The 23,186-nt window shown below is 75.0% G+C and carries 22 protein-coding genes; 11 read left to right on the forward strand and 11 right to left on the reverse strand.

The annotated features are described in order from the left end of the window. Genes V6V16_RS16720 through V6V16_RS16730 form a run of 3 tightly spaced genes read right to left on the reverse strand, consistent with a single transcriptional unit; the run spans position 1 to position 3,615 of the window. Positions 1-918, reverse strand: coding sequence for an ABC transporter permease (locus V6V16_RS16720; RefSeq protein ID WP_334563125.1), 918 nt, complete (start codon positions 916-918; stop codon positions 1-3). Further along, on the reverse strand, positions 915-2,003 hold the full coding sequence (locus V6V16_RS16725; RefSeq protein WP_334563127.1) for an ABC transporter permease: 1,089 nt from the start codon (positions 2,001-2,003) through the stop codon (positions 915-917). Before V6V16_RS16725 ends, V6V16_RS16720 begins: the two co-directional genes overlap by 4 nt. 7 nt (positions 2,004-2,010) lie before the next feature. Next, positions 2,011-3,615: an ABC transporter substrate-binding protein gene (locus V6V16_RS16730; RefSeq protein WP_334563128.1), complete on the reverse strand. Its 1,605-nt coding sequence runs from the start codon at positions 3,613-3,615 to the stop codon at positions 2,011-2,013. Positions 3,616-3,917: 302 nt separating this feature from the next. Here V6V16_RS16730 and V6V16_RS16735 point away from each other — a divergent pair, with 302 nt between their 5' ends. From V6V16_RS16735 to V6V16_RS16755, 5 genes are all read left to right on the forward strand, one after another. Continuing rightward, complete coding sequence (locus V6V16_RS16735; RefSeq protein WP_334563129.1) at positions 3,918-4,454, forward strand: helix-turn-helix domain-containing protein; 537 nt, start codon at positions 3,918-3,920, stop codon at positions 4,452-4,454. 72 nt (positions 4,455-4,526) lie between these two features. Further along, positions 4,527-5,447, forward strand: coding sequence for a dihydrodipicolinate synthase family protein (locus V6V16_RS16740; protein WP_334563130.1), 921 nt, complete (start codon positions 4,527-4,529; stop codon positions 5,445-5,447). Then, the gene (locus V6V16_RS16745) at positions 5,444-6,625 is read left to right on the forward strand and encodes an NAD(P)/FAD-dependent oxidoreductase (protein WP_334563132.1); all 1,182 of its coding nucleotides are present in this window, start codon (positions 5,444-5,446) and stop codon (positions 6,623-6,625) included. The genes V6V16_RS16740 and V6V16_RS16745 overlap by 4 nt, the downstream gene beginning before the upstream one ends. After that, positions 6,618-6,917 (forward strand): (2Fe-2S)-binding protein, encoded by a 300-nt coding sequence (locus tag V6V16_RS16750; protein WP_334563134.1) that lies wholly within the window; start codon positions 6,618-6,620, stop codon positions 6,915-6,917. Before V6V16_RS16745 ends, V6V16_RS16750 begins: the two co-directional genes overlap by 8 nt. Further along, the gene (locus tag V6V16_RS16755) at positions 6,914-8,380 is read left to right on the forward strand and encodes an FAD/NAD(P)-dependent oxidoreductase (protein WP_334563136.1); all 1,467 of its coding nucleotides are present in this window, start codon (positions 6,914-6,916) and stop codon (positions 8,378-8,380) included. The genes V6V16_RS16750 and V6V16_RS16755 overlap by 4 nt, the downstream gene beginning before the upstream one ends. Before the next feature lie 20 nt (positions 8,381-8,400). On the opposite strand, the gene V6V16_RS16760 is transcribed toward V6V16_RS16755, so the two are convergent. The 4 genes from V6V16_RS16760 to V6V16_RS16775 all read right to left on the reverse strand — a co-directional run bounded on the left by V6V16_RS16760 (position 8,401) and on the right by V6V16_RS16775 (position 12,345). After that, positions 8,401-9,474, reverse strand: coding sequence for a magnesium and cobalt transport protein CorA (locus tag V6V16_RS16760; RefSeq protein WP_442934094.1), 1,074 nt, complete (start codon positions 9,472-9,474; stop codon positions 8,401-8,403). A 93-nt stretch (positions 9,475-9,567) separates the two neighbouring features. Further along, on the reverse strand, positions 9,568-10,188 hold the full coding sequence (locus tag V6V16_RS16765; RefSeq protein WP_334563138.1) for a class F sortase: 621 nt from the start codon (positions 10,186-10,188) through the stop codon (positions 9,568-9,570). A gap of 111 nt (positions 10,189-10,299) precedes the next feature. Further along, positions 10,300-10,788, reverse strand: a complete 489-nt coding sequence (locus V6V16_RS16770; RefSeq protein WP_334563140.1) for a hypothetical protein — start codon at positions 10,786-10,788, stop codon at positions 10,300-10,302. Positions 10,789-11,235: 447 nt separating this feature from the next. Then, on the reverse strand, positions 11,236-12,345 hold the full coding sequence (locus tag V6V16_RS16775; protein WP_334563141.1) for a hypothetical protein: 1,110 nt from the start codon (positions 12,343-12,345) through the stop codon (positions 11,236-11,238). Between V6V16_RS16775 and V6V16_RS16780 the strand changes: the two genes are divergently transcribed. Both V6V16_RS16780 and rnhA read left to right on the forward strand, forming a co-directional pair. Then, the gene (locus V6V16_RS16780) at positions 12,335-13,735 is read left to right on the forward strand and encodes a lycopene cyclase family protein (RefSeq protein WP_442934095.1); all 1,401 of its coding nucleotides are present in this window, start codon (positions 12,335-12,337) and stop codon (positions 13,733-13,735) included. The two genes, V6V16_RS16775 and V6V16_RS16780, sit on opposite strands and share 11 nt — an antisense overlap. A 71-nt stretch (positions 13,736-13,806) precedes the next feature. After that, positions 13,807-14,286 (forward strand): ribonuclease HI, encoded by a 480-nt coding sequence (rnhA, locus tag V6V16_RS16785; RefSeq protein WP_334563143.1) that lies wholly within the window; start codon positions 13,807-13,809, stop codon positions 14,284-14,286. Between the two features lie 29 nt (positions 14,287-14,315). Here the strand turns inward: rnhA and V6V16_RS16790 are convergent, their stop codons facing one another. The 4 genes from V6V16_RS16790 to V6V16_RS16805 form a co-directional block, all read right to left on the reverse strand. Continuing rightward, complete coding sequence (locus V6V16_RS16790) at positions 14,316-14,546, reverse strand: hypothetical protein (RefSeq protein ID WP_334563145.1); 231 nt, start codon at positions 14,544-14,546, stop codon at positions 14,316-14,318. A 48-nt stretch (positions 14,547-14,594) separates the two neighbouring features. Beyond that, a complete protein-coding gene (locus tag V6V16_RS16795) occupies positions 14,595-14,831 on the reverse strand; it encodes a preprotein translocase YidC (RefSeq protein WP_334563147.1) in 237 nt (78 codons plus the stop codon). Between the two features lie 196 nt (positions 14,832-15,027). Then, positions 15,028-15,900, reverse strand: a complete 873-nt coding sequence (locus tag V6V16_RS16800; protein WP_334563148.1) for a pentapeptide repeat-containing protein — start codon at positions 15,898-15,900, stop codon at positions 15,028-15,030. A gap of 202 nt (positions 15,901-16,102) precedes the next feature. Beyond that, positions 16,103-16,915 carry an SDR family oxidoreductase gene (locus tag V6V16_RS16805; RefSeq protein ID WP_334563150.1) on the reverse strand — a complete coding sequence of 271 codons (813 nt, stop codon included), beginning with the start codon at positions 16,913-16,915 and terminating at the stop codon, positions 16,103-16,105. A gap of 171 nt (positions 16,916-17,086) precedes the next feature. On the opposite strand from V6V16_RS16805, the gene V6V16_RS16810 reads away from it, so the two are divergent. Genes V6V16_RS16810 through V6V16_RS16825 form a run of 4 tightly spaced genes read left to right on the forward strand, consistent with a single transcriptional unit; the run spans position 17,087 to position 23,149 of the window. Then, complete coding sequence (locus V6V16_RS16810) at positions 17,087-19,879, forward strand: exo-alpha-sialidase (protein WP_334563151.1); 2,793 nt, start codon at positions 17,087-17,089, stop codon at positions 19,877-19,879. 26 nt (positions 19,880-19,905) lie between these two features. Beyond that, on the forward strand, positions 19,906-20,760 hold the full coding sequence (locus V6V16_RS16815; protein WP_334563153.1) for a carbohydrate ABC transporter permease: 855 nt from the start codon (positions 19,906-19,908) through the stop codon (positions 20,758-20,760). Between the two features lie 2 nt (positions 20,761-20,762). Next, the gene (locus V6V16_RS16820; protein WP_334563155.1) at positions 20,763-22,109 is read left to right on the forward strand and encodes an ABC transporter substrate-binding protein; all 1,347 of its coding nucleotides are present in this window, start codon (positions 20,763-20,765) and stop codon (positions 22,107-22,109) included. Continuing rightward, positions 22,106-23,149: an ABC transporter ATP-binding protein gene (locus V6V16_RS16825; RefSeq protein WP_334563157.1), complete on the forward strand. Its 1,044-nt coding sequence runs from the start codon at positions 22,106-22,108 to the stop codon at positions 23,147-23,149. Before V6V16_RS16820 ends, V6V16_RS16825 begins: the two co-directional genes overlap by 4 nt. The last annotated feature ends 37 nt before the right edge of the window (positions 23,150-23,186 follow it).

The following is a 23,186-nucleotide window of genomic DNA, read 5'->3' on the forward strand; positions in this document are numbered from 1 at the left end:
TCAGCGTCCCTTCGCGTAGCGGGGGTCGATCCGGTCGCGCAGCGCGTCGCCGAGCACGTTGAACGCCATCACCACGGTGAGGATGGCCAGACCGGGGAAGACGCTGACCCACCACATGGAGAGGTCCTGCGAGCCGAGCGCCACCATCGAGCCCCACTCGGCGGCCGGCGGGCGGGGGCCGAGGCCGAGGAAGGAGAGCGCCGAGAGCAGCAGCACGGCGTTGCCCAGCTCCAGGGTGGCCAGCACGATCGCCGGCCCCACGCTGTTGGGCAGGACGTCGCGGCGCAGCGCGCGCAGCGGCCCGATGCCGAGCAGCCGGGCGGCGCTGAGGTAGTCCTCGCCGCGCATGGTCAGCACGGCGCTGCGGATGACCCGCGCGTAGACCGGCCAGGAGACGATGACCAGCGCGAGCACGGCGTTGCGGGTGCTGGGCCCGAACGCGGCGGTCACCGCCATCGCCAGGATGATCTGCGGGAACGCGAAGACCAGGTCCGTCAGGCGCATCAGCGCCTCGTCGACGAACCGGCCCACGTAGCCGGCGACCAGCCCGAGCAGGCCGCCGATCAGCAGGGCGAGCGAGACGATGGCCAGCGCGAGGGGGATCGACAGGCGGGAACCGTGGATCACCCGGCTGAACACGTCCCGGCCCAGGGAGTCGGTGCCGAACCAGTGCGCGCCGGACGGCGGGGCGTACGCGTCGGAACTCTGCGCCAGGGGGTCGTACGGCGCCACGAGCGGGGCGAGCAGCGCCACCAGCAGCCACCCGCCGAGGATGACCAGGGCGGCCGCGGCGACGGGCTGCCGCCAGATCGGCCGCCCGGTCGGGCGTCCGCGCAGCCGGCCCAGGAAGCGACGCCGGACCAGCGCCTCGGTGGCCTTGGGGTCGGGCGCCACGGGATCGGGTGCGAGTGTGGTCATGACAGGCGGATCCTCGGGTCGATGAGGCCGTAGAGCAGGTCGACGGTGAGGTTGACCAGCGTGTAGACCAACGCCACGAAGAGGCTGACGCCGAGGATCGCGGGCAGGTCCAGCGCCGTCGCGCTGCGGTACGCGTACTGGCCGAGGCCCGGCCAGCCGAAGATGTTCTCCACCAGCACCGTGCCGGAGAGCAGCGAGGCGAAGGCGAGCCCGGAGACGGTGATCACCGGGACCAGCCCGGCCCGCAGCAGGTGCCGGCGGAACACCACCCGGGCGGGCAGGCCCTTGGCGTACGCGGCCCGGATGTAGTCCTGCTGGAGTACCTCCAGCATCGACGAGCGGACGAACCGGACGAGCATCGCCACGGTGAGGCTGGTCAGCACGAGCACCGGCAGGACGAGGTGCTGGGCGGCGTCCCAGGCGACGTCCCACTGCCCGGCGAGCGCGGCGTCGAGCGTGTACATGCCGCTCACCGTCGGCGGCGGGCTGAAGTCGGTGGAGAGCCGGCCCCCGCTGGGTGCCAGGCCGAGCTGGTAGAAGAAGACGTAGAGCACGACGAGCGACAGCCAGAACGGCGGGGTGGAGAGGCCGAGCAGCGCGCCGACGCGGACCAGCTGGTCGGTGATCCGCCCGTTGCGCACGGCGGCGAGCATGCCGATGCCGGTGCCGATCAGCAACGCCAGCACCATGGTGGGGATGGCCAGTTCCATGGTCGCCGGCACGTACTGCGACAGGTCGGCCACCACGGTCCGGCCGGTCTGCTGGGAGATGCCGAGGTCGCCCTGGAAGAGGTTGCCGAGGTACTGCAGGTACTGCACGTACAGCGGCTGGTTCAGGCCCCACTTCTCGCGGAACGCGGCCACCGTGGCGGGGTCGTTGAGCGCCTGGTCGGAGAGGTTGGCCGTGACCGGGTCGCCGGGCACGACGGTGACCAGGCCGAACGTCACGATCGTGACGCCCAGCAGCAGCCCGGCGGTGATCGCCACCCGCTTGGCCAGGAACACCAGCAGCGCCCGGCGCGGCCGGGGCCGGGACACGGTCGTGGTGACCGTGCCCGGCTCGGCGTCGTCGACTGTCGTCGTCATGAGGTGGTTACCCCCGGCCGACCGCGGCCAGGTCGACCTGCCAGCCCGCGGCGGTGTAGTCGGTGCCGGTCAGGTCACCGCTCGCCACCACGGTCGAGGAGTTGTTGGCCAGCACGATGTACGGCGAGGCGGCGTTCATCGCCCGCTGCCACTCCTGCATGGCGGTGGCGCGGGCGGCGAGGTCGAGGGTCTGGGTGACCTTCTTGCCGGCGGCCACGACGGCCGGGTCGGCGCGTTCGACGGTCCAGCCCGAGCGCAGCGCGGTGGCCTGGCCGGGGGACATGTTGTTGATCAACGAGTCGGCGACCGGGTAGTTCAGGCTCTGCGGGGTGAACCCGAGGGCCATCTTGCCGGTACGCATCTCGTCGAGGAAGGTGGTCAGCGGCTGCGGGGTCAGCTCCAGCCTGATGCCGGCCTCGGCGGCGTCGCCCTGCACCTTGGTCGCCACGGTGCCCAGGTCGACCCCCTTGTACGTGATGGCCGGGTAGTTGAACTTGACGGTGGGGTTGGTCAGCCCCGCCTCGGTGAGCAACGCCTTGGCCTTCGCCACGTCACGCTTGGACTCCTCGCCGGCGGGCAGCGCGCCCGGGTAGGCGGGGGCCACCAGCCCGGCGCCGGGGGCGGCGCCCTTGCCGTACAGCCCGGCGATGCCCTGGTAGTCGATGGCGGCGCGCAGCGCCTGGTTGAACTTCGCATTCGAGGCGACCGGGGAGACGGCCGGGTCGGCGTTGAGGAACAGGAAGTAGACGGTGTCCTGCATGGCGGAGGTCTTCAGCGTGTCCGGCAGCCCCTCCAGCAGCTTGCCGGAGATGTCCAGCGCGATCTCGGAGCCGCCGGCCCGCTGCATGGTCAGCTTCTGGGTCTGCACGTCCATGTTGCGCAGCACGACCCGGCTGAACTCGGGCTTGGTGCCCCAGTAGTTGGGGTTCGCCTCCAGCACCACCTGCGCCGACGGGTCGTACGACTTGAGCACGTACGGGCCGCTGCCGATGGAGTTGGTGTCGAGGTACTGCTGCGCGGTGTCGGTCTTCGCGGCGTCGGCGGCGTCGGTCGCCCCGTGCTCCTTGGCGACCTTGGAGTTCACCACGCCGGTGGAGGGCATCGCGAGCACCACCGGGATGTTCGGGTCGGCGGTCGCCGAGGTCACCACGACGGTCCGCTCGTCGGTCTTGGCGATCGTGAGGCCGCCGACCATGACGGCCGGGCTGGCCTTGACGTTCTTCAGCCGGTTGAGGGAGAAGACCACGTCGTCGGCGGTCAGCGGGCTGCCGTCGGAGAACTTCACGCCCTCGCGCAGCTTGAAGGTGAAGGTCTTGGCGTCGGGCGACGCCTCGTACGACTCGGCCAGCGCCGGGACCGGCTTGCTGACGTCCGAACCCTTGAAGGTCAGCAGGGTGTCGTAGAGCGAGTGCACGGCCGTGAGCCCGGTGGCCTCGTAGATCCGGCCGGGGTCGAGGGTCTTGAGGACGAACGAGGTGTTGACGGTGAGGGTCTTGGCCGAACCGCCGTCACCTCCTCCGCTGCCGCCCGCGCTGCACGCGGTGCTGGAGGCTACGGCCAGCGCCGCCAGAGCGATCGCTCCGACGCGGAGCCGGCGAGGGGACACCGACATGCTGTTCCTACCTTCGTGTGGGCCGGCCCGCGCGGGACGGGCTCTGGGGGCTGTCACGCCCGGCGACGTCGGTGACGCCGCGGCCGGGCCGTTGGTGCCAACCGCGGCGGCGTCGCGGGTCTGCGACGTTGTGCCGTCATGGGGTTGGATGTACCCGGACGGGACGCGTGTCCGGCTCGTGCCCCGACGCCGCTTGTCTAGTTGCGCCGAACACGTTCACCTTGTGTTTGACCACCCTAGACAGCGGCGTATAGTCACGTCAAACATTTCTAGCCACACTGTTTCGGAACGAGGAAAGACGCATGCTCGGTGACCAGCTCCGTGACCTGCGCCAGCAGCACTCCCTCACGCTGCGCCAGCTCGCGGCCGCGGCCGACGTGTCGCCCGCCCTGCTCAGCCAGATCGAGAACGGCGCGACGGACCCCAGCCTGGCCACCCTGCGTAAGCTCGCCAAGGTCTTCGACACCTCCATCGCGGCGCTCTTCTCCGAGCCGGACGCCCCGCTGGTGCACATCAGCCGCCCCGGCTCGCGCTCGCGGCTCGCCGCCCCGCCCGGGCAGATCGCCTACGACCGGCTCACGCCGGGACGAGGTGACCTGGAGGTGCTCGAAGCGGAGCTGGCGCCCGGCGACGCCAGCTCCGCCGAGCCGTGGGCGCACCCCTCGACCGAGTGCGCCATCGCCGTCACCGGCGAGGTCGTCGCCGAGATCGGCGGCGAGAAGTACGTGCTGAGGACCGGCGAGGCGATCACCTTCGACTCCCGGCTGCCGCACCTCTACCGCAACGCCAGCGACCAGCGGGCCCGGCTCATCATCGCGGTCACCCCGCCCACCCCCTGACCCGTCCGGCACGACTCCCGGCCCGCGTCGCGCACGCGGGCGGTACGACGCCGCCCCTCGAAAGGACCCGCCGTGGACCGAGACAGCGTCGACTGGTCCGGTTACCTGCCGGCCGTCACCACCCCGTTCACCGCCACCGGGGAGCTGGACCTCGACGCCTGGCGGGTCCAACTGGACTGGCTCGCCGCCGAGCGGCTGCCCGGGGTGATTGTCGGCGGCACCACGGGCGAGTGGTTCAGCCTCAGCGAACCCGAACGCGCCGAGCTGTTCCGGACGGCCGCCGAGCGCGTCGGTGACCGGCTCACGGTCCTCGGCGGCTGCAACGCGTACACGCCGGCCGAGGCGATCCGGCACGCCGAGGCCGCCCGCGCCGCCGGCCTGCACGGCATCCTGCTCACCCCGCCGCCGTACGTGGTGCCCACCCGGACGGAGGTGGTGGCCTTCTACCGGGCCGTCTCCGACGCGGTGCAGCTGCCGCTCTGCGTCTACAACTGGCCGCGCGGCACCGGCGTCGACCTGGACGCCGACCTGCTGCTGGAGCTGAGCGAGCTGGACACCGTGGTGGCGGTCAAGAACTCCACGCCGGACTTCGGCGGCTTCGTGCGCGGCCTGGTGGCCCTGCGGCACCGGGTGCGCTACTTCGGCATCCCCACCGACGAGGTGGGCATCGAGCTGATGCGCACGATCGGCGGCGACGGCCTGATGGGGGCCGGCGCCGTGCTCGGCGCCGACCACCCCGACTTCTTCCGGGCCCTGCGCGCCGGCGACCTCGACCGCGCCCGGGCGCTCGGCGCCCGGGACCGGGTGATCATGGAGGACTGGTTCGGGCCCGACTACGGCGCCCGGTTCGGCAACGCGCAGGCGATCATGAAGTACGCGCTCACGCTGCGCGGCGTGCCGGCCGGTCACGTCCGCCCGCCGCTGCTCCCGCTGACCCCCGCCGAACAGGACCGGGTCCGCGCCACCATGACCCGCCTGGAACTGCTCCCGTGACCCGGTACGACACCGCGGTCGTCGGCGGCGGCCTGCTCGGCTGCGCGACCGCCTGGCATCTGGCCCGCGCCGGCAACCGGGTGCTGCTGGTCGAGAAGGACCAGGTCAACCGGCACGCCTCGGGGCAGAACGCGGGCAGCCTGCACTTCCAGCTGGAGTTCCGGATGGTCGAGCACGGCGACGCCGCGGCCCGGGCGGCGGCGCGCGCGCTGCCGCTGCACCTGGACGCCATGCGGGCCTGGGCCCGGGTGGAGGAGGACCTCGGCGAGGGGTGCGGGGTGTCGCGCACCGGCGGGCTGATGCTGGCCGAGACCCCCGCCGAGGTCGCCGTGCTCGATCGCAAGGCGGCCCTGGAACGCGAGTACGGCCTCGACGTCGCCGTGCTCTCCGGCCCGCAGCTGCGCCGGTTCGCCCCGTACCTGGCCGACACCGTGCTCGCCGCCGGCCACGTGCCCGGCGAGGGCAAGGCCAACCCCCGGCTGGTCACCCCCGCGCTGGCCCGGGCCGCCGCCCGGCACGGCGCGGTGCTGCGCACCGGTTGCCGGGTCGTCGGGCTGCATCGGCGCGGCCCGTGCTGGGAGCTGCGCACCGGGTCCTGGGACGCCGCCGGGGAGACGCACGTGGCCGACACGGTGGTGCTCGCCGCCGGTGTCTGGATAGCCGAGCTGGCCGCGATGGCCGACGTCCGGCTGCCGGTCTTCCCGGTCGGGCTGACGATGAGCGCCACCGCCCGCGGCGGGCCGATCCTGCCGCACCTGATCCAGCACGTCGGGCGGCGGCTGTCGATGAAGCAGACCGAGGACGGCAACGTGCTGATCGGCGGCGGGTGGCCGGCGAAGCTGGTGAGCCGGGCCGGGCGGGTCGACCTGGAGGCCAACCCGGAGCTGCGCTACGAGTCGCTGGTCGGCAACGCCGACGCCGCCCGGGTGGTCCCGGCCGTCGGCGACCTGCCGGTGATCCGTTCCTGGACGGGCATGACCACCCTCACCCCGGACCACCTGCCGCTGCTCGGCGCGGTCCCGCGCCGCCCCGGGCTCTTCGTCGCCACCGGCGGCTCGGCCTTCACCCTCGGCCTCACCTACGCCCGGCTGCTCGCCGGGATGGTCCTGACCGGCGGGACCGACGCGTCCGTCGAGGACTACTCACCCTCCCGCTTCGGAGCGCTGAACTTTGTCTGACCACCGCCCGGCCGCGCCCCGGCGCACCCGGATGGACCGCCCCGCGCCGGTCACGATCGAGGTGGACGGGCGGCCGGTGCCCGCCCACCCGGGCGAGTCGCTGGCCACGGCGCTGCTCGCCGCCGGTGGCCGGGCCGTCGGCGGCACGCGCGGCGGCGCCCGCCGGGGGCCCTACTGCAACATGGGGGTCTGCTTCGAGTGCGTCGTCACCGTGGACGACCTGCCCTGCCAGCGCTCGTGCCTGGTCCGGGTCCGGCCCGGCATGCGGGTCCGCACGGAGGCGGCCCGGTGAGCGCCCCCGACGTGGTGGTGGTCGGCGCGGGCCCGGCCGGGCTGGCCGCCGCCGCGATCCTCGGGCGGCACGGCGCCACCGTCACCGTCGTCGACGAGCAGGAGCAGCCGGGCGGACAGATCTACCGGCAGCCGCCGGCCGGGTTCACCCCGCCTGCCGGGCCGCCCGCCGCCGGCCGGGTGCTGCTGGCCGAGGCCGCCGCCGCGCCCGGCGTCCGGTGGCTCGCCGACACCACGGTGTGGGGCGTCCTCGGCACCCGGGCCGGCCTCGACGGGTACGCCGGCGAGCAGCCCCCGCCAGGCCGCTACCGGGTCGCCACGCACGGCCCGGCCGGGGTCCGTCTGCTCGAACCCCGCGCGGTGCTGCTCACCGCCGGCGCGTACGACCTGCCGGTGCCGTTTCCCGGCTGGACCCTGCCGGGAGTGCTCACGGCGGGCGGCGTGCAGACGTTCGTCAAGGCGCAGGGCCTGCTGCCGGGCGACCGGTTCGTGCTCGCCGGTGGGCACCCGCTGCTGCTGGTCGTGGCCGCCCAGCTGGTCCGGGCCGGCGCGCGGGTGGTCGAGGTCGCGATGCTCCAGCGCCGGCGCGACCTGCTGCCCGGGCCGGCCGGGCTGGCCGCCGCGGCCGGTGCGGCAGGCAAGCTCGCCGAGGGCGTCGGCGCGCTGCGCGTCCTGCGGCGCGCGGGGGTGCCGGTGCGCTTCGGCACGGTCGTCCGCCGGGCCGACGGAGACCCGGAGCTGAGCGCCGTGACCCTCGCCGCCATCGGCCCCGCCGGGCGGCCCGAGCCCGGCACCGACCGGGTGCTGCCCTGCGACGTGCTGGCGCTGGGGTACGGCTTCGTCCCCTCCGTCGAGCTGGCCCGCCAGGCCGGTTGCGCGGTGGGCTGGGATTCCCCCGCGGGCGGCTGGGTGGTCCGGCACGACGAGTGGCTGCGTACGTCGGTGCCGGGGATCGCGGTGGCCGGCGAGCTGACCGGCGTCGCGGGCGCGGAGCAGGCGGCGGTGGAGGGCCGGCTGGCCGCCCTCGGCGTGCTGCGCGACCTGGGGCTGCTCGACGCGCACCGGGCCGCCACGCTGGCCGGCCCGGTGCGCCGGGAACTGCGCCGCCGGCGCCGTTTCGTCACCCGGGTGCTCGACCGGTTCGCGCCGGACCGCGCGGCCCTGGGCAGCCTGGTCACCGACGACACCGTGCTCTGCCGCTGCGAGGAGGTACGGGCCGGCGACGTGCGCCGCGCACTGCGCGCCAACCCGCATCTGGGCACCGCCAACGCGGTGAAGCTCATGACCCGGGCCGGCATGGGCCTGTGCCAGGGGCGGTCCTGCCAGCCGGGCCTCTGCCAGCTCATCTCCGCCCTCACCGGCCGGGACCCGGAGCAGGTCGGCGCGTTCACCGCGCAGGCGCCGGTCAAGCCCGTCCCGCTGCGCGCCCTCGCGCTCGGCGACGGGCCGCCCGGCACGCACTGACCGGGGCCGCCGCCGGGCGGTCAGAGCCAGCCGGAGCGGCGGAAGAGGCGGTGCAGGGTGAACGCGGCCAGTGCCATCAGGCCGAGCGCGGCGGGGTAGCCGTAGCGCCAGCCCAGCTCCGGCATGCCGGCGAAGTTCATGCCGTAGACCCCGGCGATCCCGGTCTGGGTCGCGGCGATGGCGGCCCACGCGGCGATCTTGCGCATGTCGTTGTTCTGGTCCACCGCGAGCTGCGCCAGCCGGGACTGCAGGATCGAGTTGAGCAGGTCGTCGTACGCGGCGACCCGGTCCACCGCCCGGGTCAGCCGCGAGTCGACGTCGACGAACCACCGGCGCAGTCCTGTCGGCGGGTTGTCGGGCCGCTGGTCGAGCAGGGAGCGCAGCGGCGCCTGAAGCGGCAGCACCGCCCGCTTGAACTCCACCACCTCGCGCTTGAGCTGGTAGATGTGCTGGATGTCGGCGGAACGGTCCCGGGCGAAGACGGTCTCCTCGACCCGTTCCAGGTCCCGCTCCACGTGCCCGGCGACCTCCAGGTAGAGGTCGACCATCCGGGAGCAGACCGCGTACGCCACGGCCCAGGGACCCTCGGCCAGCACCGCCGGGCGGCCCTGGATGTCGGCCCGGACCGAGGTGAGCGCGCCGGCGGCACCGTGCCGCACGGTGATGACGAAGCGGTCGCCGAGCAGGACCATCACGTCGCCGGTGTCGATCACCTCGGAGGTGTCGGTCAGCTCGGCGTGCTCCACGTACCCGGCGGTGCGCAGCACGAGCAGGGTCACGTCGCCGTCGCGCCGCACGGTGGGGCGGTGGCCGTCGGCGAGGGTCTGCTCGACGGTCAGGTCGTCGAGCCCGAAGGTGCGGCCGACCGCCGCCATCACCGCGGGGTCGGGTTCGTGCAGGCCCAGCCAGACGAAGCCGTCCCGGGCGCGGCGGGCGCGGGCGTACGCGTCGGCGTAGTGCGGGCGGCCCGGCTCGCGGCGGCCGCCGAGGTAGACGGCGCAGTCGACCACGGCGTCGGGGTTGGACCGTCGGGGCCGTGGCGGACCCTGCCCCGGCAGCCCCCGGCCGAGCAGCCGGTCGAACACCGTGGACAGACGCGTCCGTTCCGCCGCCCGCTGCGCCACCCGTGCACCTCCGCGTCGCCGCCATCCGCGCGCACACCGTACTCGGGCGCGGCGGATCCGGGATCACGGCACCCGGCTGGCGAAGACGACGACGTTGTCGACGTAGTTGCCGCTGTCCCGGTCGAACCGGCCGCCGCAGGTGATCAGGCGCAGGGCGGTCGCGTCGCTGGGCCCGTAGACCAGGTCGGTGGGGAAGCGGCCCTTCGGGTACGACCCGACGCCGTCGACGGCGAAGGTGGCGACGCTGGCGTCGGCGCGGGTGACCCGCACGGTGTCGCCGGGCCGCAGCCGGCCGAGGTCGAAGAAGACGGCGGGGCCGGCGGCGGAGTCGACGTGCCCGACGAGCACGGCGTTGCCGGTCTCGCCGGGGGTGACGCCGTGCCGGTACCAGCCGGCCACGGTGGGCCGGTCCAGCGGCGGCACCTCCAGGCGCCCCTCGGCGTCGGCGCCCACCGGGACGACCCGCGCCCGCACGTCGATGGCCGGGATCCGCACGTCGACCGGCTCGGCCCGGTGCAGCGGCGGCACCGGCGGCGCGGAGCGGGCCGGCGCGGGGGCGTCGGCGGCCCCCGGCCGGGGCGGGCGGGGCGGGATCGTGGCCACCCCGGCGGCGACCAGGGCGAGCCCGGTGGTGCCGAGCAGGACGATGACCGTCACCGCCCAGCCGGGCCTGCGCCAGGACACGATGGCACCTCCGTACGCGTTCGCCCGGGTGCCCGCTCCGGCGGTTCACCGGTGCGGGCACCCGTTGCAGGGATGGACGGCCCTCAGGGATGGACGGCGCGGGGCCGTCGGTCAGAGCGTGGCCGCCGCCATGTGGCGCCGGCGGCGGGCCAGGATCAGGGCGCCGCCCGCGGCGGAGCCGAGCAGGGCCCCGCCGGCCGCCAGTGCCCCGGTCCCGTCGGCGTCGCCGCGGCCGCCGGCCTGGGCGCCGCCGATCGGGGTGACGGTGAACGTGGCGGTGCCGGCCGCGCTGCCGTCGCCGCAGGTCGCGGTCACCGTGTAGGTGCCCAGGGTGAAGCCGGCGGTGAAGAGTTCGGCACTCAGCCCGCCGCCGGCGGCCGCGGTGGTGGACCGCACGTTCTGGTCGCGGTCGGGCCCGGTGACGCGGAAGATCGCGTCGCCGGACTTCGGGTTGCAGGTCGTCGCGGTGAGCACGACCGTCCCGCCTACCGGCGTGGTCGCCGGTGACACGACGGTGTCGGCCAGCGCCGCGCCGGGGAGCAGGAGCGTGCCGAGACCCACGCCGAGCGCCGCCGATACGAGAACTCTCTTTGCCTTCATACGCGTCTTCCCTCACTTTTCGTCCGCTGACTGCGTGGGACGTCGTTCGGGTGGCCAACTCCGTGACTAGCACCGGTGTGACCAACCCTAGGAGGGTTGGGGCCCCGATCCGGTGAAAATGAGAAATCTTCGTTGTCGTCACGTGTCCACCCCGGAGGCGGAGGGAGCAGCGGAAATGCCGGCACGGCCCGCCCGCGAGGGTTGGCCGTGCCGATGTCGCCGGGGGCGTGCTGTCGGGGCTGAGCCGTCTCGGCCCGCCTCGGGAACGATGCCCGGCGACGGGCCGTACGCGCCCGGGCCGCCGCCCTGGCCCGGTTTGCTACTGCGATCAGCCTGCCCGAGCCGCGCGGCCCGGGCAGCGGATCCCCGGCCTCCAGCAGCGACTTGCGGGCCGGCCGGCCGCCGCTGCCGTCGAACTGGCCGCTGACCGCCCCGGCACGTCCGCGCTCAGGCGCGCCCGTCGGGGTCGGTCACCCAGCCCGCGAGCAGCACCAGCGCCGAGGCCCGGTGCACGGCGAGGAAGCCGAACGGACGGTCGATGTCGAGGCGTACCCGCCGCCTGCGTGCGGTGCGCGGCGGCGGCGCGGAGCCCGCCCGGGTGGAGATCGCGGTCACCGCGGCCGCGTGGAAACCCGTGGCGCCGAACGTCGCCGTCGCGCTCTGCCGCGCCTGCGAGACGGAGAGCCGCCGGGCGATGCCGGGAAAGTGGTCGCCGTCGCCGACGGCGGTGCCCAGGCCGAACAGCGCGGCCCGCTCCAGCAGGTCGTGGTCGGCGGAGGCGGTGAAGCCCACCGTGGAGACGAGCAGTTCGGGCCGGTCGTCGGACGCGTCCACGGTCTGCTCGTCGACGCCCGGACCGGCGGCGACCGGCAGCGCGGCCGGTGTGCCGAGCGCGCCGATCGCGGCCGGCAGCACCTCGGCCGCCCCGCGCCCCGGCGTGCCCAGGGCGAGCACCACGTCGACGTCCTCGGCACCGCGTACGGTCAGCAGGCTCACCGGGCCGGCGGGGGTGTCGGCGGCCCGCAGCGCGTCGAGGTCGCGGCTGAGCCGGCTCAGCCCGGCCAGCCGGCGCCCGCGCCACGGCCCGGCGGTCGGCTGGCACCACGCGTCGCGGAACGGCTCGGCCCACCCGGTCCGCAGCGACAGCGCGCTGGCCAGCACCATCGCCGTCGCCGCGGTGACCCGCACCGGCATCCGGGGGACCAGGCCGTCGGTGTGCGTGGCGGCCCACTCGTCGAGGGCCACCCGGTCGCGCACCGGGTCACCGGAAAGCTCCCCCCGCATCGCCGCCGGCACCTCCCGCGACCACCGGTCGGTCAGCGGCAGGTCCCGCCGCGCCCAGGCGGCGAGCGCGAGCCGGGTGGTGGGGGAGCGGTCCAGGTCGAACCGGGCCCGCTCCGGCGCCACCGCGAGCAGTTCGTCCCGGGCCGGACCGGCGGCGTAGCGGGCGAGCAGCGCCAGCAACGGGTGGACGCCCGCGCCGGAGAGGACCGTCTGGCCGCCGTCCAGGCCGGACGCCCAGCGGGCGGTGAGCGCGTTGGCGGCGATGGTGCTCACGGGGTGGGCGTCCTCCGGCGACGACGGGACCGTCGCCCGGGGCGACCGCTGGCACCCTACCGCCGCCGGCCGCCCGCGGCCCCGGCGGCGTGGCCGGTCGGTGGCCGGACGGCCCGCGCGGTGTGGCAGCGTGGGCGGCGTGAACACCTCCGCACCCCTGGACGTCGACCTGGCGCTGGTCGGCGGCGGCGGCGCCGCCTCGCTGCTCCTCGCGGCCCTCGACCGGCACGGGGTGCGCGACCTGCGGATCGCCGTCGTGGACCCGGTGCACCGGCGTGGCCAGGACCGGACCTGGGCGTTCTGGGACCGTCCCGGCAGCGACCTGGACCCGCTGCTGGCCGCGAGCTGGCCCCGGGTCGAGGTGGCGACGCCCGCCGGCCGCCGCCTCCTCGACCTCGCCCCCCTGCGGTACGCCATGCTGCGCTCGGGCCCGGTCTACGACCGGGCCGCCGAGGCGGAGCGGCGCCTCGGGGTGCGGCGGATCGTCGCGCCGGTCGGGGCCCTGCACGACGACGGCCGGCACGTGACGGTACGCGTCGGCGGCGACCGGCCGGCCGTCCGCGCGTCCTGGGTGCTGGACTCCCGGCCCCGGCCGCCCCGGCGACCCGGCCGCACCAACTGGCTCCAGCACTTCCGGGGCTGGTGGCTGGAGTCCGACGCGCCGGTCTTCGACCCCGCCCGGGCCGTCCTGATGGACTTCCGCACCCCGCAGCCCGCCCGGGGCGTGTCGTTCGGCTACGTCCTGCCGGTCAGCGACCGGTACGCCCTGGTGGAGTACACGGAGTTCGGGCCCGACCTGCTCACCGACGCCGGGTACGACGCGGCGCTGGCCGGCTACCGGGACCTGCTCGGCCTCGACCCGACCCGGCTGAGGGTCCGGGAGGTGGAGAACGGGGTGATCCCGATGACCGACGCCCCGTTCGAGGCTCGGCCCTCGCCCCGGGTGGTGCGCCTCGGCACGGCCGGCGGCGCCACCCGGCCGTCGACCGGCTTCACCTTCTCCGCCATGCACCGCCAGGCCGAGCAGGTCGCGCGCGCCCTCGCCGCCGGCCGCCCGCCGGTGCCCCGCCCCGCGTACCCCCGTCGGCACCGCTGGATGGACGCGGTCGCGCTGCGGGCGCTGGACGCCGGCGGCGTCGACGGGCCCGAGTTCTTCGGTCGGCTCTTCGACCGCAACCCCGCCGAGCGGGTGCTGCGGTTCCTCGACGGCGCCACCAGCCCGGCGCAGGAGCTGGCGCTGATGAGTTCCACCCGGCTGCTGCCGATGGTCACCGCCACCGCGGGCGACGCCGTGGCCCGGCTCCGGGACCGCCTCGTCCCGGCCCGGCGGTCGGCGACGTGGGCGGTCCCGCCGCCGGTGGTGGGTGAGCGGGCCGACGCCGACGGCTGAGCCTCTCCGGCCGGCGCGCCACCACCGCCCCGACGGCGGGGGAGGCGGTGCGGATTCGGTAGGTTGCCGACATGGTGGACGAGACGGCCGGCAGGGTCGTGCAGATCTGGACCGACGGGGCGTGCAGCGGCAACCCCGGGCCCGGCGGGTGGGGCGTGGTGCTGCGCTACGGCGCGCACGAGCGGGAGCTGTGCGGCGGCGAGACGACCCCCACCACCAACAACCGGATGGAGCTGATGGCCGCCATCCAGGCGCTGGAGAGCCTGACCCGGCCCGTCACCGTCGAGCTGCACACCGACAGCACGTACGTGCGCAACGGCATCACGAGCTGGCTGGCGTCGTGGAAGCGCAACGGTTGGCGGACGGCCGCGAAGCAGCCGGTCAAGAACGCCGACCTGTGGCAGCGGCTGGAGGCCGCGTGCGCCCAGCACGACGTCACCTGGCTGTGGGTGAAGGGGCACAACGGCCACCCGGAGAACGAGCGCGCCGACGCGCTGGCCAACCGGGGCATGACCGAGGCCCGCACGTCGGTGGTGCCCGCCGGCCGCTGACCGGGCCGGCGGGCGAGCCGGCGGTCAGGTCACTCGGTGCGGCTCGGGTCGGTGGTGCCGGAGACGGCGTCCACGTCGTAGCCGGCGCGACTGACCTCCCGGGCCGACCGTCGGTCCTCGGCCGGCAGGTCGGCGAAGTCGTCGCCGGTGTCGTCGGTGCTGTGCAGGGACTCGCCCGGCGGGCGCAGCGACGCCTGCATGGCGGTGGCGCCGTCCGGCTCGTCGGTGGCGGCCCGGTCGGTACGGTTCTCTTCGGTCATGCCGCACTCCTGCCCCGCTGGCCTGCCCGCAAACGTGCGTGGCGGTGCTCAGCGTGCCGCGTCCGGGTGGCCCGGCATGCCGGATCCGCCGCTGGAGCTGCCCGACGCGCCGCCCGCCATGCCCGAGCCGTCGTCCTCGGTGACGATGTCGGGCTTCTCCGTCGTGTCGTCCGGCGCCGGGACGTCGGTGTCCGCCTCGACCTGGACCAGCCGTGCCTGACCGGCCTCGTCCTCGGCGTGCTCCGGGTCGACCGGCAGCTCACCGTCGCGCGCCCGATACCCCACCGCTGCCTCCCCGTGCCGCCTGCCGTCTGCCGTTCCGGCCCTCGGCTACCCGCAGCGCTCCGCACGAAACCCCCGCCCCGCCGGCCCGGCCCGCCGGCTCTGCCGCGGCGATCATGCAGTTGTGGCGCCCGTAGCGCCCGTGCCGCTTCGCCGAGGCGACAAACACATGATCGCCAAGAAATGGGGCGAGGGTGGGTCAGCGGCGGCGGCGGGGTGGGCGGCGCAGGGGGGTTAGGGAGAGCGGCGACCAGTGTCCGGGGCGTGTCCGGCCGGGCGGCAGGACGGTGTGCGGGTCGCCCCGGGCCGCGTCGAGCTGCGACTGGTGCAGGAACAGGCTGCCGGAGAGGTCCGCGCCGCGCAGGTCGGCCCCGCGCAGGTCGGCGCCGGTGAGGTCGGCCAGGCCGAGGTCGACGCCGCGCAGGTCGGCGCCGATCAGCAGCGCCCCGCGCAGGTTGGCCCGGCGCAGGTCGACGCGGCGCAGGTCGACGCCGAACAGCTGGGCGCCCCGCCGGTCCGCCCCGGGTCGGCCGCCCCGGGCCCGGGCCGCGTCCCCGGCCCGGGACAGCAGCGGGTTGACCCGCCCCCGGTACGCGCGCACGTCGAGCCGCAGCAGCGCCTCGGCGGGCTGCCGGGTCAACCGCTCCGTCTCGTCGAGCGCGAGGGACAACTCGTCGCGCAGCGGCGGAGGCGGGCGCGTCGCGAGCGCCTCGGTCAGGTACCAGAGCAGCTCGTGCAGCGGTCGCATCACCGCGAACGTGTCGAACATCCGCGTCGCGGTCTCCGGCGCGTCGCGCCAGTCCCGCCCGCCGAACGTGAGCTGGGCCACCCGCTGCCCGGCGCCGAAGCAGTCGAAGACCGTGCAGCCGGGAAACCCCCGTTCGCGCAGGTCGGCGTGGATGCCGCAGCGCGAGTCGGCCCCCAGGTTCGGGCAGGGCCGGCCGGCTGGCTTGTCGATGGCGAAGTCGGCCGACGCGGCGAAGGCGGGCGCGACGCAGCAGAGCCCGAAGCACCGGGCGCAGTCGGCGCGCAGCCCGTCCGCCGACGACGTCGCCCCGGGGGTCTCCGCCACGCTGACCGTTCTCCTGCCGATCGGGGGTTCCCGCCGGCAGCCTCGCGGGCGGAGGCTCCCATTGTCCCGCCGCCGCACCGGTCGTGGGCCGCGGGGGTGCGGCTCCGGCGGATCCGCGCCAACCCGGCCTCGGCCGCGCGCCACCCCCGCGGCGGGCACGCGGGAGAGAGGCCGCGGCCGGGCGCCCCGCCGCGCCCCCCGGTCACCCCCGCACCGAACGCCAGTCGTGCGACTCCAGCGAGTTGGCCTGGGGGCCCATCATCAGCATGCCGCCGTCGACCGGCCAGGACGCGCCCGTGACGTACGCGGCGGCGGGCGAGGCGAGCAACGCGACCACGGCGGCGACCTCACGCGCGTCCCCCGGCCGCCCGACCGGCACGCCGGGCCGCTCCTCGGTGAACGGGTCGACGTCCTCCTGCCCGGTCATCGGGGTGGAGATCTCCCCGGGGGCGACGGCGTTGACCGTGATGCCGTCGGCGGCCAGCTCCTGCGCCATCACCTTCGTCAGCAGGCCGAGCCCGCCCTTCGCCGCGCAGTACGCGGCCGAGCCCACCCGGGGGGCGTGCTCGTGGACGCTGGTGATGTTGACGATCCGGCCGCCCAGCCCGGCGGTCCGCATCCGCCGGGCGGCCCGCTGCGCGCACAGGAACGGCCCGTCGAGGTCCACGGAGAGCACCTCGCGCCACTGCTCCCAGGCGGTGTCGACGAAGGGGGTGGAGGCCCCGGTGCCGGCGTTGTTGACCAGCACCCCCAGGCCGCCGAGGCGGTCGGCCAGCTCGTCGACGACCGCGTCGGCCCCCGGCAGCCGGGTCAGGTCCAGCTCGGCGGTCTCGCAGCGCCGGCCGGCGGCGCGTACCTCCGCGGCGGTCCGTTCGGCCCCGGCGGCGTCCCGGTACCAGGTGACGCCGACGTCGAAGCCGGCCTCGGCGAGCGCGACGGCGCAGGCCCGGCCGATGCCGGAATCAGCGCCCGTGACGATGGCGATTCTCGGATAGTTCTCGTAACGCGATGGCATGTCGGCGCACTACCCGCTGGGTGCGGATGCAACCGTCCGCCGATCCCGTTCCCGCAAGGGATTGCCCGCGTCGATGCGCTCTGCCATTCTCCAGCGTGGACGCGTCCAGTGACGGCAGCCAATCCGGAGGGCCGCGCTGCGTCGGCGTCCTCAGCTGCCGGAGGGACCCTCGTGAAGCGCAGACGTCGCCACCTGCTTGCCGGACTGGCGGTCGGTGCCGTAGTGGCATCGACCGGACTCGTCGGGATCCACCTCGCCGGCGCCGAGGTGCCGGCCCCCGCCGCCGTGGCCGGCGACGGAGAGATGCCGGGGGCGCTCGGCGCCCACATGGAGCGGCTGCGCCAGGCGGTGCCGGGCAGCGACGGCATGTCGCCGGAGGGGCCCGGCAACGCCGCCCAGCAGGAGTTCCTGGAGCGCGCGTATCCGGCCAACGCGATCAGCATCGCCCAGATGGACCGCTCCAGGTCGGCGTACGCGTCGGCCGAGCGACGCGCCGGCGGCACCCGCGGCTGGACGAACATCGGGCCCAGCGAGGCGCTCTACCCGTTCACCGAGTTCCGCAACGCCGCCAACTACGTGCCGAACGAGTACGTCGCGGGTGGCCGGGTCACCTCCATCGACATCGCGCCGGACTGCAACGCCCTGCTCTGCCGGGCCTACGTCACGCCGGCCGGCGGCGGCGTCTGGGGCACCCTCAACGTCCTGGCGGCCGAGCCGAAGTGGTTCTACCTCGGCGGGCCGCTCGGCATCAACGCGGCCGGTTCGGTCAGGATCGACCGCAACGACAGGACCGGCCTGACCATCTACGTCGGCACCGGCGAGGCGAACACCTGCGCCTCCGGCTGCGTCGCGGGGGTCGGCCTCTACAAGTCCACCAACGGCGGCGTGACCTGGAACGGCCCGCTGGGCAAGGATGCCCTCGCCGGCAAGGGCATCGGCGAGATCACCGTCAAGCCCGGCGACCCGAAGACGCTCTACGTCGCCACCACCACCGCCCTGCGCGGCATGTCCAGCTCCTGCTGCACCGGGGTCACCCGGCCGGTGCCCGACGCCGAGAAGTGGGGCCTCTACAAGTCGTCCGACGGCGGCGCGAACTGGAAGTTCATCCACAACGGCTCGGCCGACGCCACCCAGTGCACCGGCAGCGCCGCGGAGTACAACAACACCGCCGCCTGTTCGCCGCGCGGCGTGCGCTACGTCAAGCTCGACCCGCGTGACCCGAACACCGTCTACGCCTCCTCGTACGCCCGGGGGGTGTGGCGCTCGGCCGACGCCGGCGCCACCTGGACGCAGATCAAGCCGTCGCTGAACCCGGCGGTCTTCCAGACCCGGGCCGCGATCGACGTGACCGCCCTGCCGAACGGCAAGACCCGGATGTACGTCCACGAGGGCAACATCGGCAACCCGTACTCCCGGCTGTTCCGCAGCGACGACGTGGCCGGCGGCGCCCCCGCGTTCGCCGACCTGACCAGCGCCAACCCGGCCGACCCGGGCTACGCCACCTACAACCAGTGCACCGGCCAGTGCTGGTACGACGTCTTCGTGCACACCCCGGCCGGGCACCCCGACATCGTCTACACGGGCGGCTCGTACGTCTACGGCGAGACCGTCGCCAACAAGCGGGCGGTGGTGCTCTCCACCGACGCCGGCGTCAGCGGCACCGACATGACCTTCGACGGCACCGACGAGCTGCACCCCAACGGCCTGCACCCCGACCAGCACGCCCTGGTGACGCACCCGCGCAACCCGTACCAGTTCTTCGAGGCCAACGACGGCGGCGTGATGCGCTCCAGCGGCCAGTTCGTGGACCGCTCGGCCTGGTGCGACAACCCGGAGCGCAACCTGGCGACCCAGGCGCAGAAGGACCGCTGCCGGCAGATGCTGTCGAAGATCCCGTCGAGGCTGGACGGCATCAACAAGGGCATGAACACGTTGCAGTTCATCAGCCTCTCGGCCAGCCCGCACGACCACCGCCTGCTACAGGGCGGCACCCAGGACAACGGCACCTGGGAGAACAAGGGCGAGCGCCGCCGCTGGGTCAACACGATGATCGGTGACGGCGGCGCGTCCGGCTTCGACGTCGGCAGGCCGGAGTTCCGCTTCCACACCTTCTACGACGCCTCGCCCGAGGTGAACTTCGCCAATGGCGACACGGGCAGCTGGATCTCCATCTCCGACCCGGTCTTCGGGCAGCCGGGCACCCTGTTCTACCCCCCGGTCAGCACCGACCCGAAGGTCAGCGGCACGATCTTCGCCGGCACCTCGCGCACCGTCTACCGGACGAAGACGTTCGGGCTGGGCGACCGGAGCATCGCCGAGGCCAACCGGATCTGCAACACCTGGACCGGCACCTTCGAGGCGCAGTGCGGCGACTTCGCGCCGCTGGGCACCGTCAACCTGACCGACGCCGCGTGGGGCGACCGGGCCGGCGGCGCCGTCTCGGTCATCGAGCGGGTCGGCACCGACTCGTCCACGGCGTACGCCGCCACCAGCACCGGCCGGGTGTTCGTCTCCCGCAACGTCGACGCCGAGCCGGCGTCGGCGGTCACCTGGACGCGGGTCGACACGGCCGCGACCCCCAACCGCTTCGTCACCAGCATCCACGTCGACCCGGCCGACCCGGCCCGGGCGTGGGTCTCCTACAGCGGGTTCAACTCGAACACCCCGGCCACGGCGGGCCACGCGTTCGAGCTGCGGCTGGCCGCCGCCGGCGCCACGTGGACCGACCGGTCGTACGACCTCGGCGACCAGCCGATCACCGACCTGGTCCGCGACGACGTCACCGGCACCCTCTACGCGGCCACCGACTTCGGCGTGCTGCGGCTGGCCCGGGGCAGCACCACCTGGGTGAAGGCGGCCCGCGGCATGCCGAACGTGGAGGTGGCCGGGCTGACCATCGTGCCGGGCAAGCGGCTGCTCTACGCCGCCTCGCACGGCCTCGGCGCCTGGCAGCTCACGCTCTGAGGCAGGCGACCATCGGCAACGACACGGTGAGGGGCCGCGCGCGCGGCCCCTCACCGCTGCCCGGGGCGGCCGGCCGCGCCTGGCGCACCCTCGGCGCGGCCTTCGTCCTGCTCGTCTTCGTCCCGCCGCTGCTGCTGCTGGTCTCCGGCTCGCTCACCGAGCCGGGCCTGCCGCCGCCGCCCACCCCGCGCCTCGTGCCGGAGCCGGTCTCCACCACCGGCTACCAGCAGGCCGTCGAGCTGGGCGGGCTGCTGCGCGCCTCGCTCAACTCGGTCCTCGTCGCGGTCGTCGCGGTGCCGCTGAGCGTGCTCGTCGCCTCCCTCGCGGGCTTCGCGCTGGCCCGGGTCGCGCCGCGCGTCACCGGCGTCGTCGTGGCGGCCTCCCTGGTCGCCCTGATGGTGCCGGCCACGGCGCTGCTGGTGCCCCGCTTCGCGATCTTCCGGGTGCTCGGCCTGACCGACACCCTGGTGCCGCTGGTCGCCCCGGCGTTGCTGGGCACCTCGCCGCTCTACGTCCTGGTCTACTACCTGGCGTTCCGGGCGCTGCCGGCGGACCTCTACGACGCCTGCCTGGTGGCCGACCTCTCGCCGGCGCGCACCTGGTGGCGGGTCGCCCTGCCGCTGGCGCGCCCGGTCACCGCCGGCCTCACCGCGCTGACCTTCGTGCTCACCTGGTCGAACTTCCTCGACCCGCTGGTCTACGTCTACGACCGCGAGCTGTTCACCCTGCCGCTGGCGCTGCGTTCCCTGTCGGTGCTGGACCCGACGAACTTCCCGGTCTTCCTGGCCGGCGCGGTGCTGGCCACGGTGCCGGCGCTGGCCGTCTTCGTGCTCGCCCAGCGGCGCTTCCTCCACCACGACGACCCGACGGGACGAGACTGACGATGCGACCGGCAACGGAACCGACGACGCGACCGAAGGCACTGCTCGCGCTGCTGCTCACCGCCGTGCTGGCCGTCGCCGGGTGCGGCTCCGGCTCCGGGTCGTCGGCCGACGGGCCGGTGCGGCTGCTGGTCTTCGGCGCCCCCGAGGAACTCGCCGCCTACCGCACCCTCGTCGAGGCGTACGAGAAGGCCCGCCCCGGCGCCGACGTGCAGCTCGTCGAGGCCAGCGACCGCAAGGACCTGCTGGCCCGCCTCGCCACCTCGGTGGCCGGCGGCGCCCCGCCGGATCTGTTCCTGATGAACTACCGCTTCTACGGCCAGTTCGCCGCCAAGGACGTCATCGAGCCGCTCGACGAGCGGCTGGCCGCCTCCGACGCCGTCGACCCGGCCGACTACTACCAAGTGGCGTGGGACGCCTTCCGCTGGCAGGACCGGCAGCTCTGCCTGCCGCAGAACGTCTCCAGCCTGGCCGTCTACTACAACCGCACCCTGTTCGCGAAGTACGGCGTGCCCGAGCCGAGGGCCGGCTGGACCTGGAACGACCTGGTCGCCACCGCCACCGCGATGACCCGCGACCCCCGGGGAGTGGTGGTCAGGGCCACCGAGAGCGAGGGCGCGGCGCTGCGCCCGGCCGTGCACGGCCTGGGCGTCGAGCCGTCGATCATCCGGCTCGCCCCGTTCGTCTGGTCCGGCGGCGGCGAGATCGTCGACGACCCGGCGCGGCCGACCCGGCTGACGCTGGACACCCCGGCCGCCCGGGAGGCGCTGAAGAACCTCGTCGACCTGCGGCTGGCGTACGGGGTGGTGCCCACCGACGAGGAGGTGGAGGCCGAGGACGACGAGTCGCGCTTCGCCAACGGCCGGCTCGCCATGCTGATGAGTTCCCGCCGCTCCACCACCACGTTCCGCTCGATCACCGGCTTCGAGTGGGACGTCGCCCCGCTGCCCGTCTACAAGGAGCAGGTCGGGGTGCTGCACTCCGACGCGTACTGCATGACCCGGGGCGCGAGGCACAAGGAGGCCGCGTGGCGGTTCCTGGAGTTCGCCATCGCCGAGGAGGGGCAGCGGATCATCGCGGCCACCGGCCGTACCGTCCCGTCGCACATCGGGGTGTCGCGGTCCCCGGCGTTCCTCGGCCCGGCCCAGCCACCGCGCAGCGCGAAGGTCTTCCTCGACGCGATCCCCTCGGTCCGGGCGCTGCCGACCGTCTCCACGTGGCCGGAGATCGAGGACGTCACGTACGGCATCCTGGAGAACGCCATGCACCGCGGCGACCGGCTCGACGACGTGATCCGCGACCTCGACCGGCAGACCCGGCCGATCTTCGCCCGCGGGGAGCACGGGTGAGCGACCCGGGTCTCGCCCTGGCCGGCGTCTGCGCCGCCTACCGGGGGGCGACGGTGCTGCACGAGGTGGACCTGACCGCCGCCCGGGGCGAGCTGCTGGTGGTGCTCGGCCCGTCGGGGGCCGGCAAGTCGACCGTGCTGCGGGTCGTCGCCGGCCTGGAGCCGGTCACCGCCGGCCGCGTGCGCATCGCCGGCCGGGACGTCACCGGCGACCGCCCGGGCCGGCGCAACGTGTCGATGGTCTTCCAGTCGTACGCGCTCTTCCCGCACCTGAGCGTCGCGGAGAACATCGCGTTCGGGCTGGAGGTGCGCGACACCCCGCGCGCGGCGGCCCGCGAGCGGGCCCGCGCGGCGGCGGAGGCCGTCGGCTGCGCCACCCTGCTCGACCGGCGCCCCGGGCAGCTCTCCGGCGGCGAACGGCAGCGCGTCGCGCTGGCCCGGGCGCTGGTCCGCGAGCCCGACGTGTTCCTGCTCGACGAGCCGCTGTCCAACCTCGACCTGGCGTTGCGGGTGCAGATGCGCGCCGAGCTGCGCGCCCTGCACGACCGGCTGGGCGCCACGATGGTGCACGTCACCCACGACCAGACCGAGGCGCTGGTGCTGGCCGACCGGATCGCGGTGCTGCGCGACGGGCGCGTCGAGCAGGTCGGCACCCCCGACGAGATCTGGCGCACCCCGGCCACCACCTTCGTCGCCCGCTTCGTCGGCTCCCCGGCGATGAACCTGCTCCCCGCGTCGGGACCGCTGACGCCCACCGGCACCGGGCCGGCCCTGGCCGCCGGGGCGGGGGAGCTGGAGCTCGGGTTCCGCCCCGAGGCCGTGGTCCTGGATTCCACCGAGGGGGCGGCGGCCGGCGTCGACCGGGTCGAGGTGGTCGGCGAGGACGCGTACGCGTACCTGACCCTGGCCGGCGGGCACCCCGTCGTCGCGCGGGTGCCCGCCGCCCGCCGGCCCGGCCGCGGCGCGGCGGTACGCGTCGGCGTGCGCTGGGCCGACGTGCACGTCTTCCACGCCGGCTCGGGCCGCCGGTACGCCCCGTGACGGCCACGGACCGCCGCTCGCGCCGGCAGCTGGCGTT

It is taken from the genome of Micromonospora sp. CPCC 205561 (assembly GCF_036906775.1).
In the GTDB taxonomy this organism is placed as follows: Bacteria; Actinomycetota; Actinomycetes; order Mycobacteriales; family Micromonosporaceae; genus Micromonospora.

What these genes read in the sequence shown, in the direction of transcription:
- V6V16_RS16720 (WP_334563125.1), bottom strand. Translation starts at nt 918, where the DNA reads ATGACCACACTCGCACCCGATCCCGTGGCGCCCGACCCCAAGGCCACC.
- V6V16_RS16725 (WP_334563127.1), bottom strand. Translation starts at nt 2,003, where the DNA reads ATGACGACGACAGTCGACGACGCCGAGCCGGGCACGGTCACCACGACC.
- V6V16_RS16730 (WP_334563128.1), bottom strand. Translation starts at nt 3,615, where the DNA reads ATGTCGGTGTCCCCTCGCCGGCTCCGCGTCGGAGCGATCGCTCTGGCG.
- V6V16_RS16735 (WP_334563129.1), top strand. Translation starts at nt 3,918, where the DNA reads ATGCTCGGTGACCAGCTCCGTGACCTGCGCCAGCAGCACTCCCTCACG.
- V6V16_RS16770 (WP_334563140.1), bottom strand. Translation starts at nt 10,788, where the DNA reads ATGAAGGCAAAGAGAGTTCTCGTATCGGCGGCGCTCGGCGTGGGTCTC.
- V6V16_RS16780 (WP_442934095.1), top strand. Translation starts at nt 12,335, where the DNA reads ATGGTGCTCACGGGGTGGGCGTCCTCCGGCGACGACGGGACCGTCGCC.
- rnhA (WP_334563143.1), top strand. Translation starts at nt 13,807, where the DNA reads ATGGTGGACGAGACGGCCGGCAGGGTCGTGCAGATCTGGACCGACGGG.
- V6V16_RS16790 (WP_334563145.1), bottom strand. Translation starts at nt 14,546, where the DNA reads ATGACCGAAGAGAACCGTACCGACCGGGCCGCCACCGACGAGCCGGAC.
- V6V16_RS16805 (WP_334563150.1), bottom strand. Translation starts at nt 16,915, where the DNA reads ATGCCATCGCGTTACGAGAACTATCCGAGAATCGCCATCGTCACGGGC.
- V6V16_RS16820 (WP_334563155.1), top strand. Translation starts at nt 20,763, where the DNA reads ATGCGACCGGCAACGGAACCGACGACGCGACCGAAGGCACTGCTCGCG.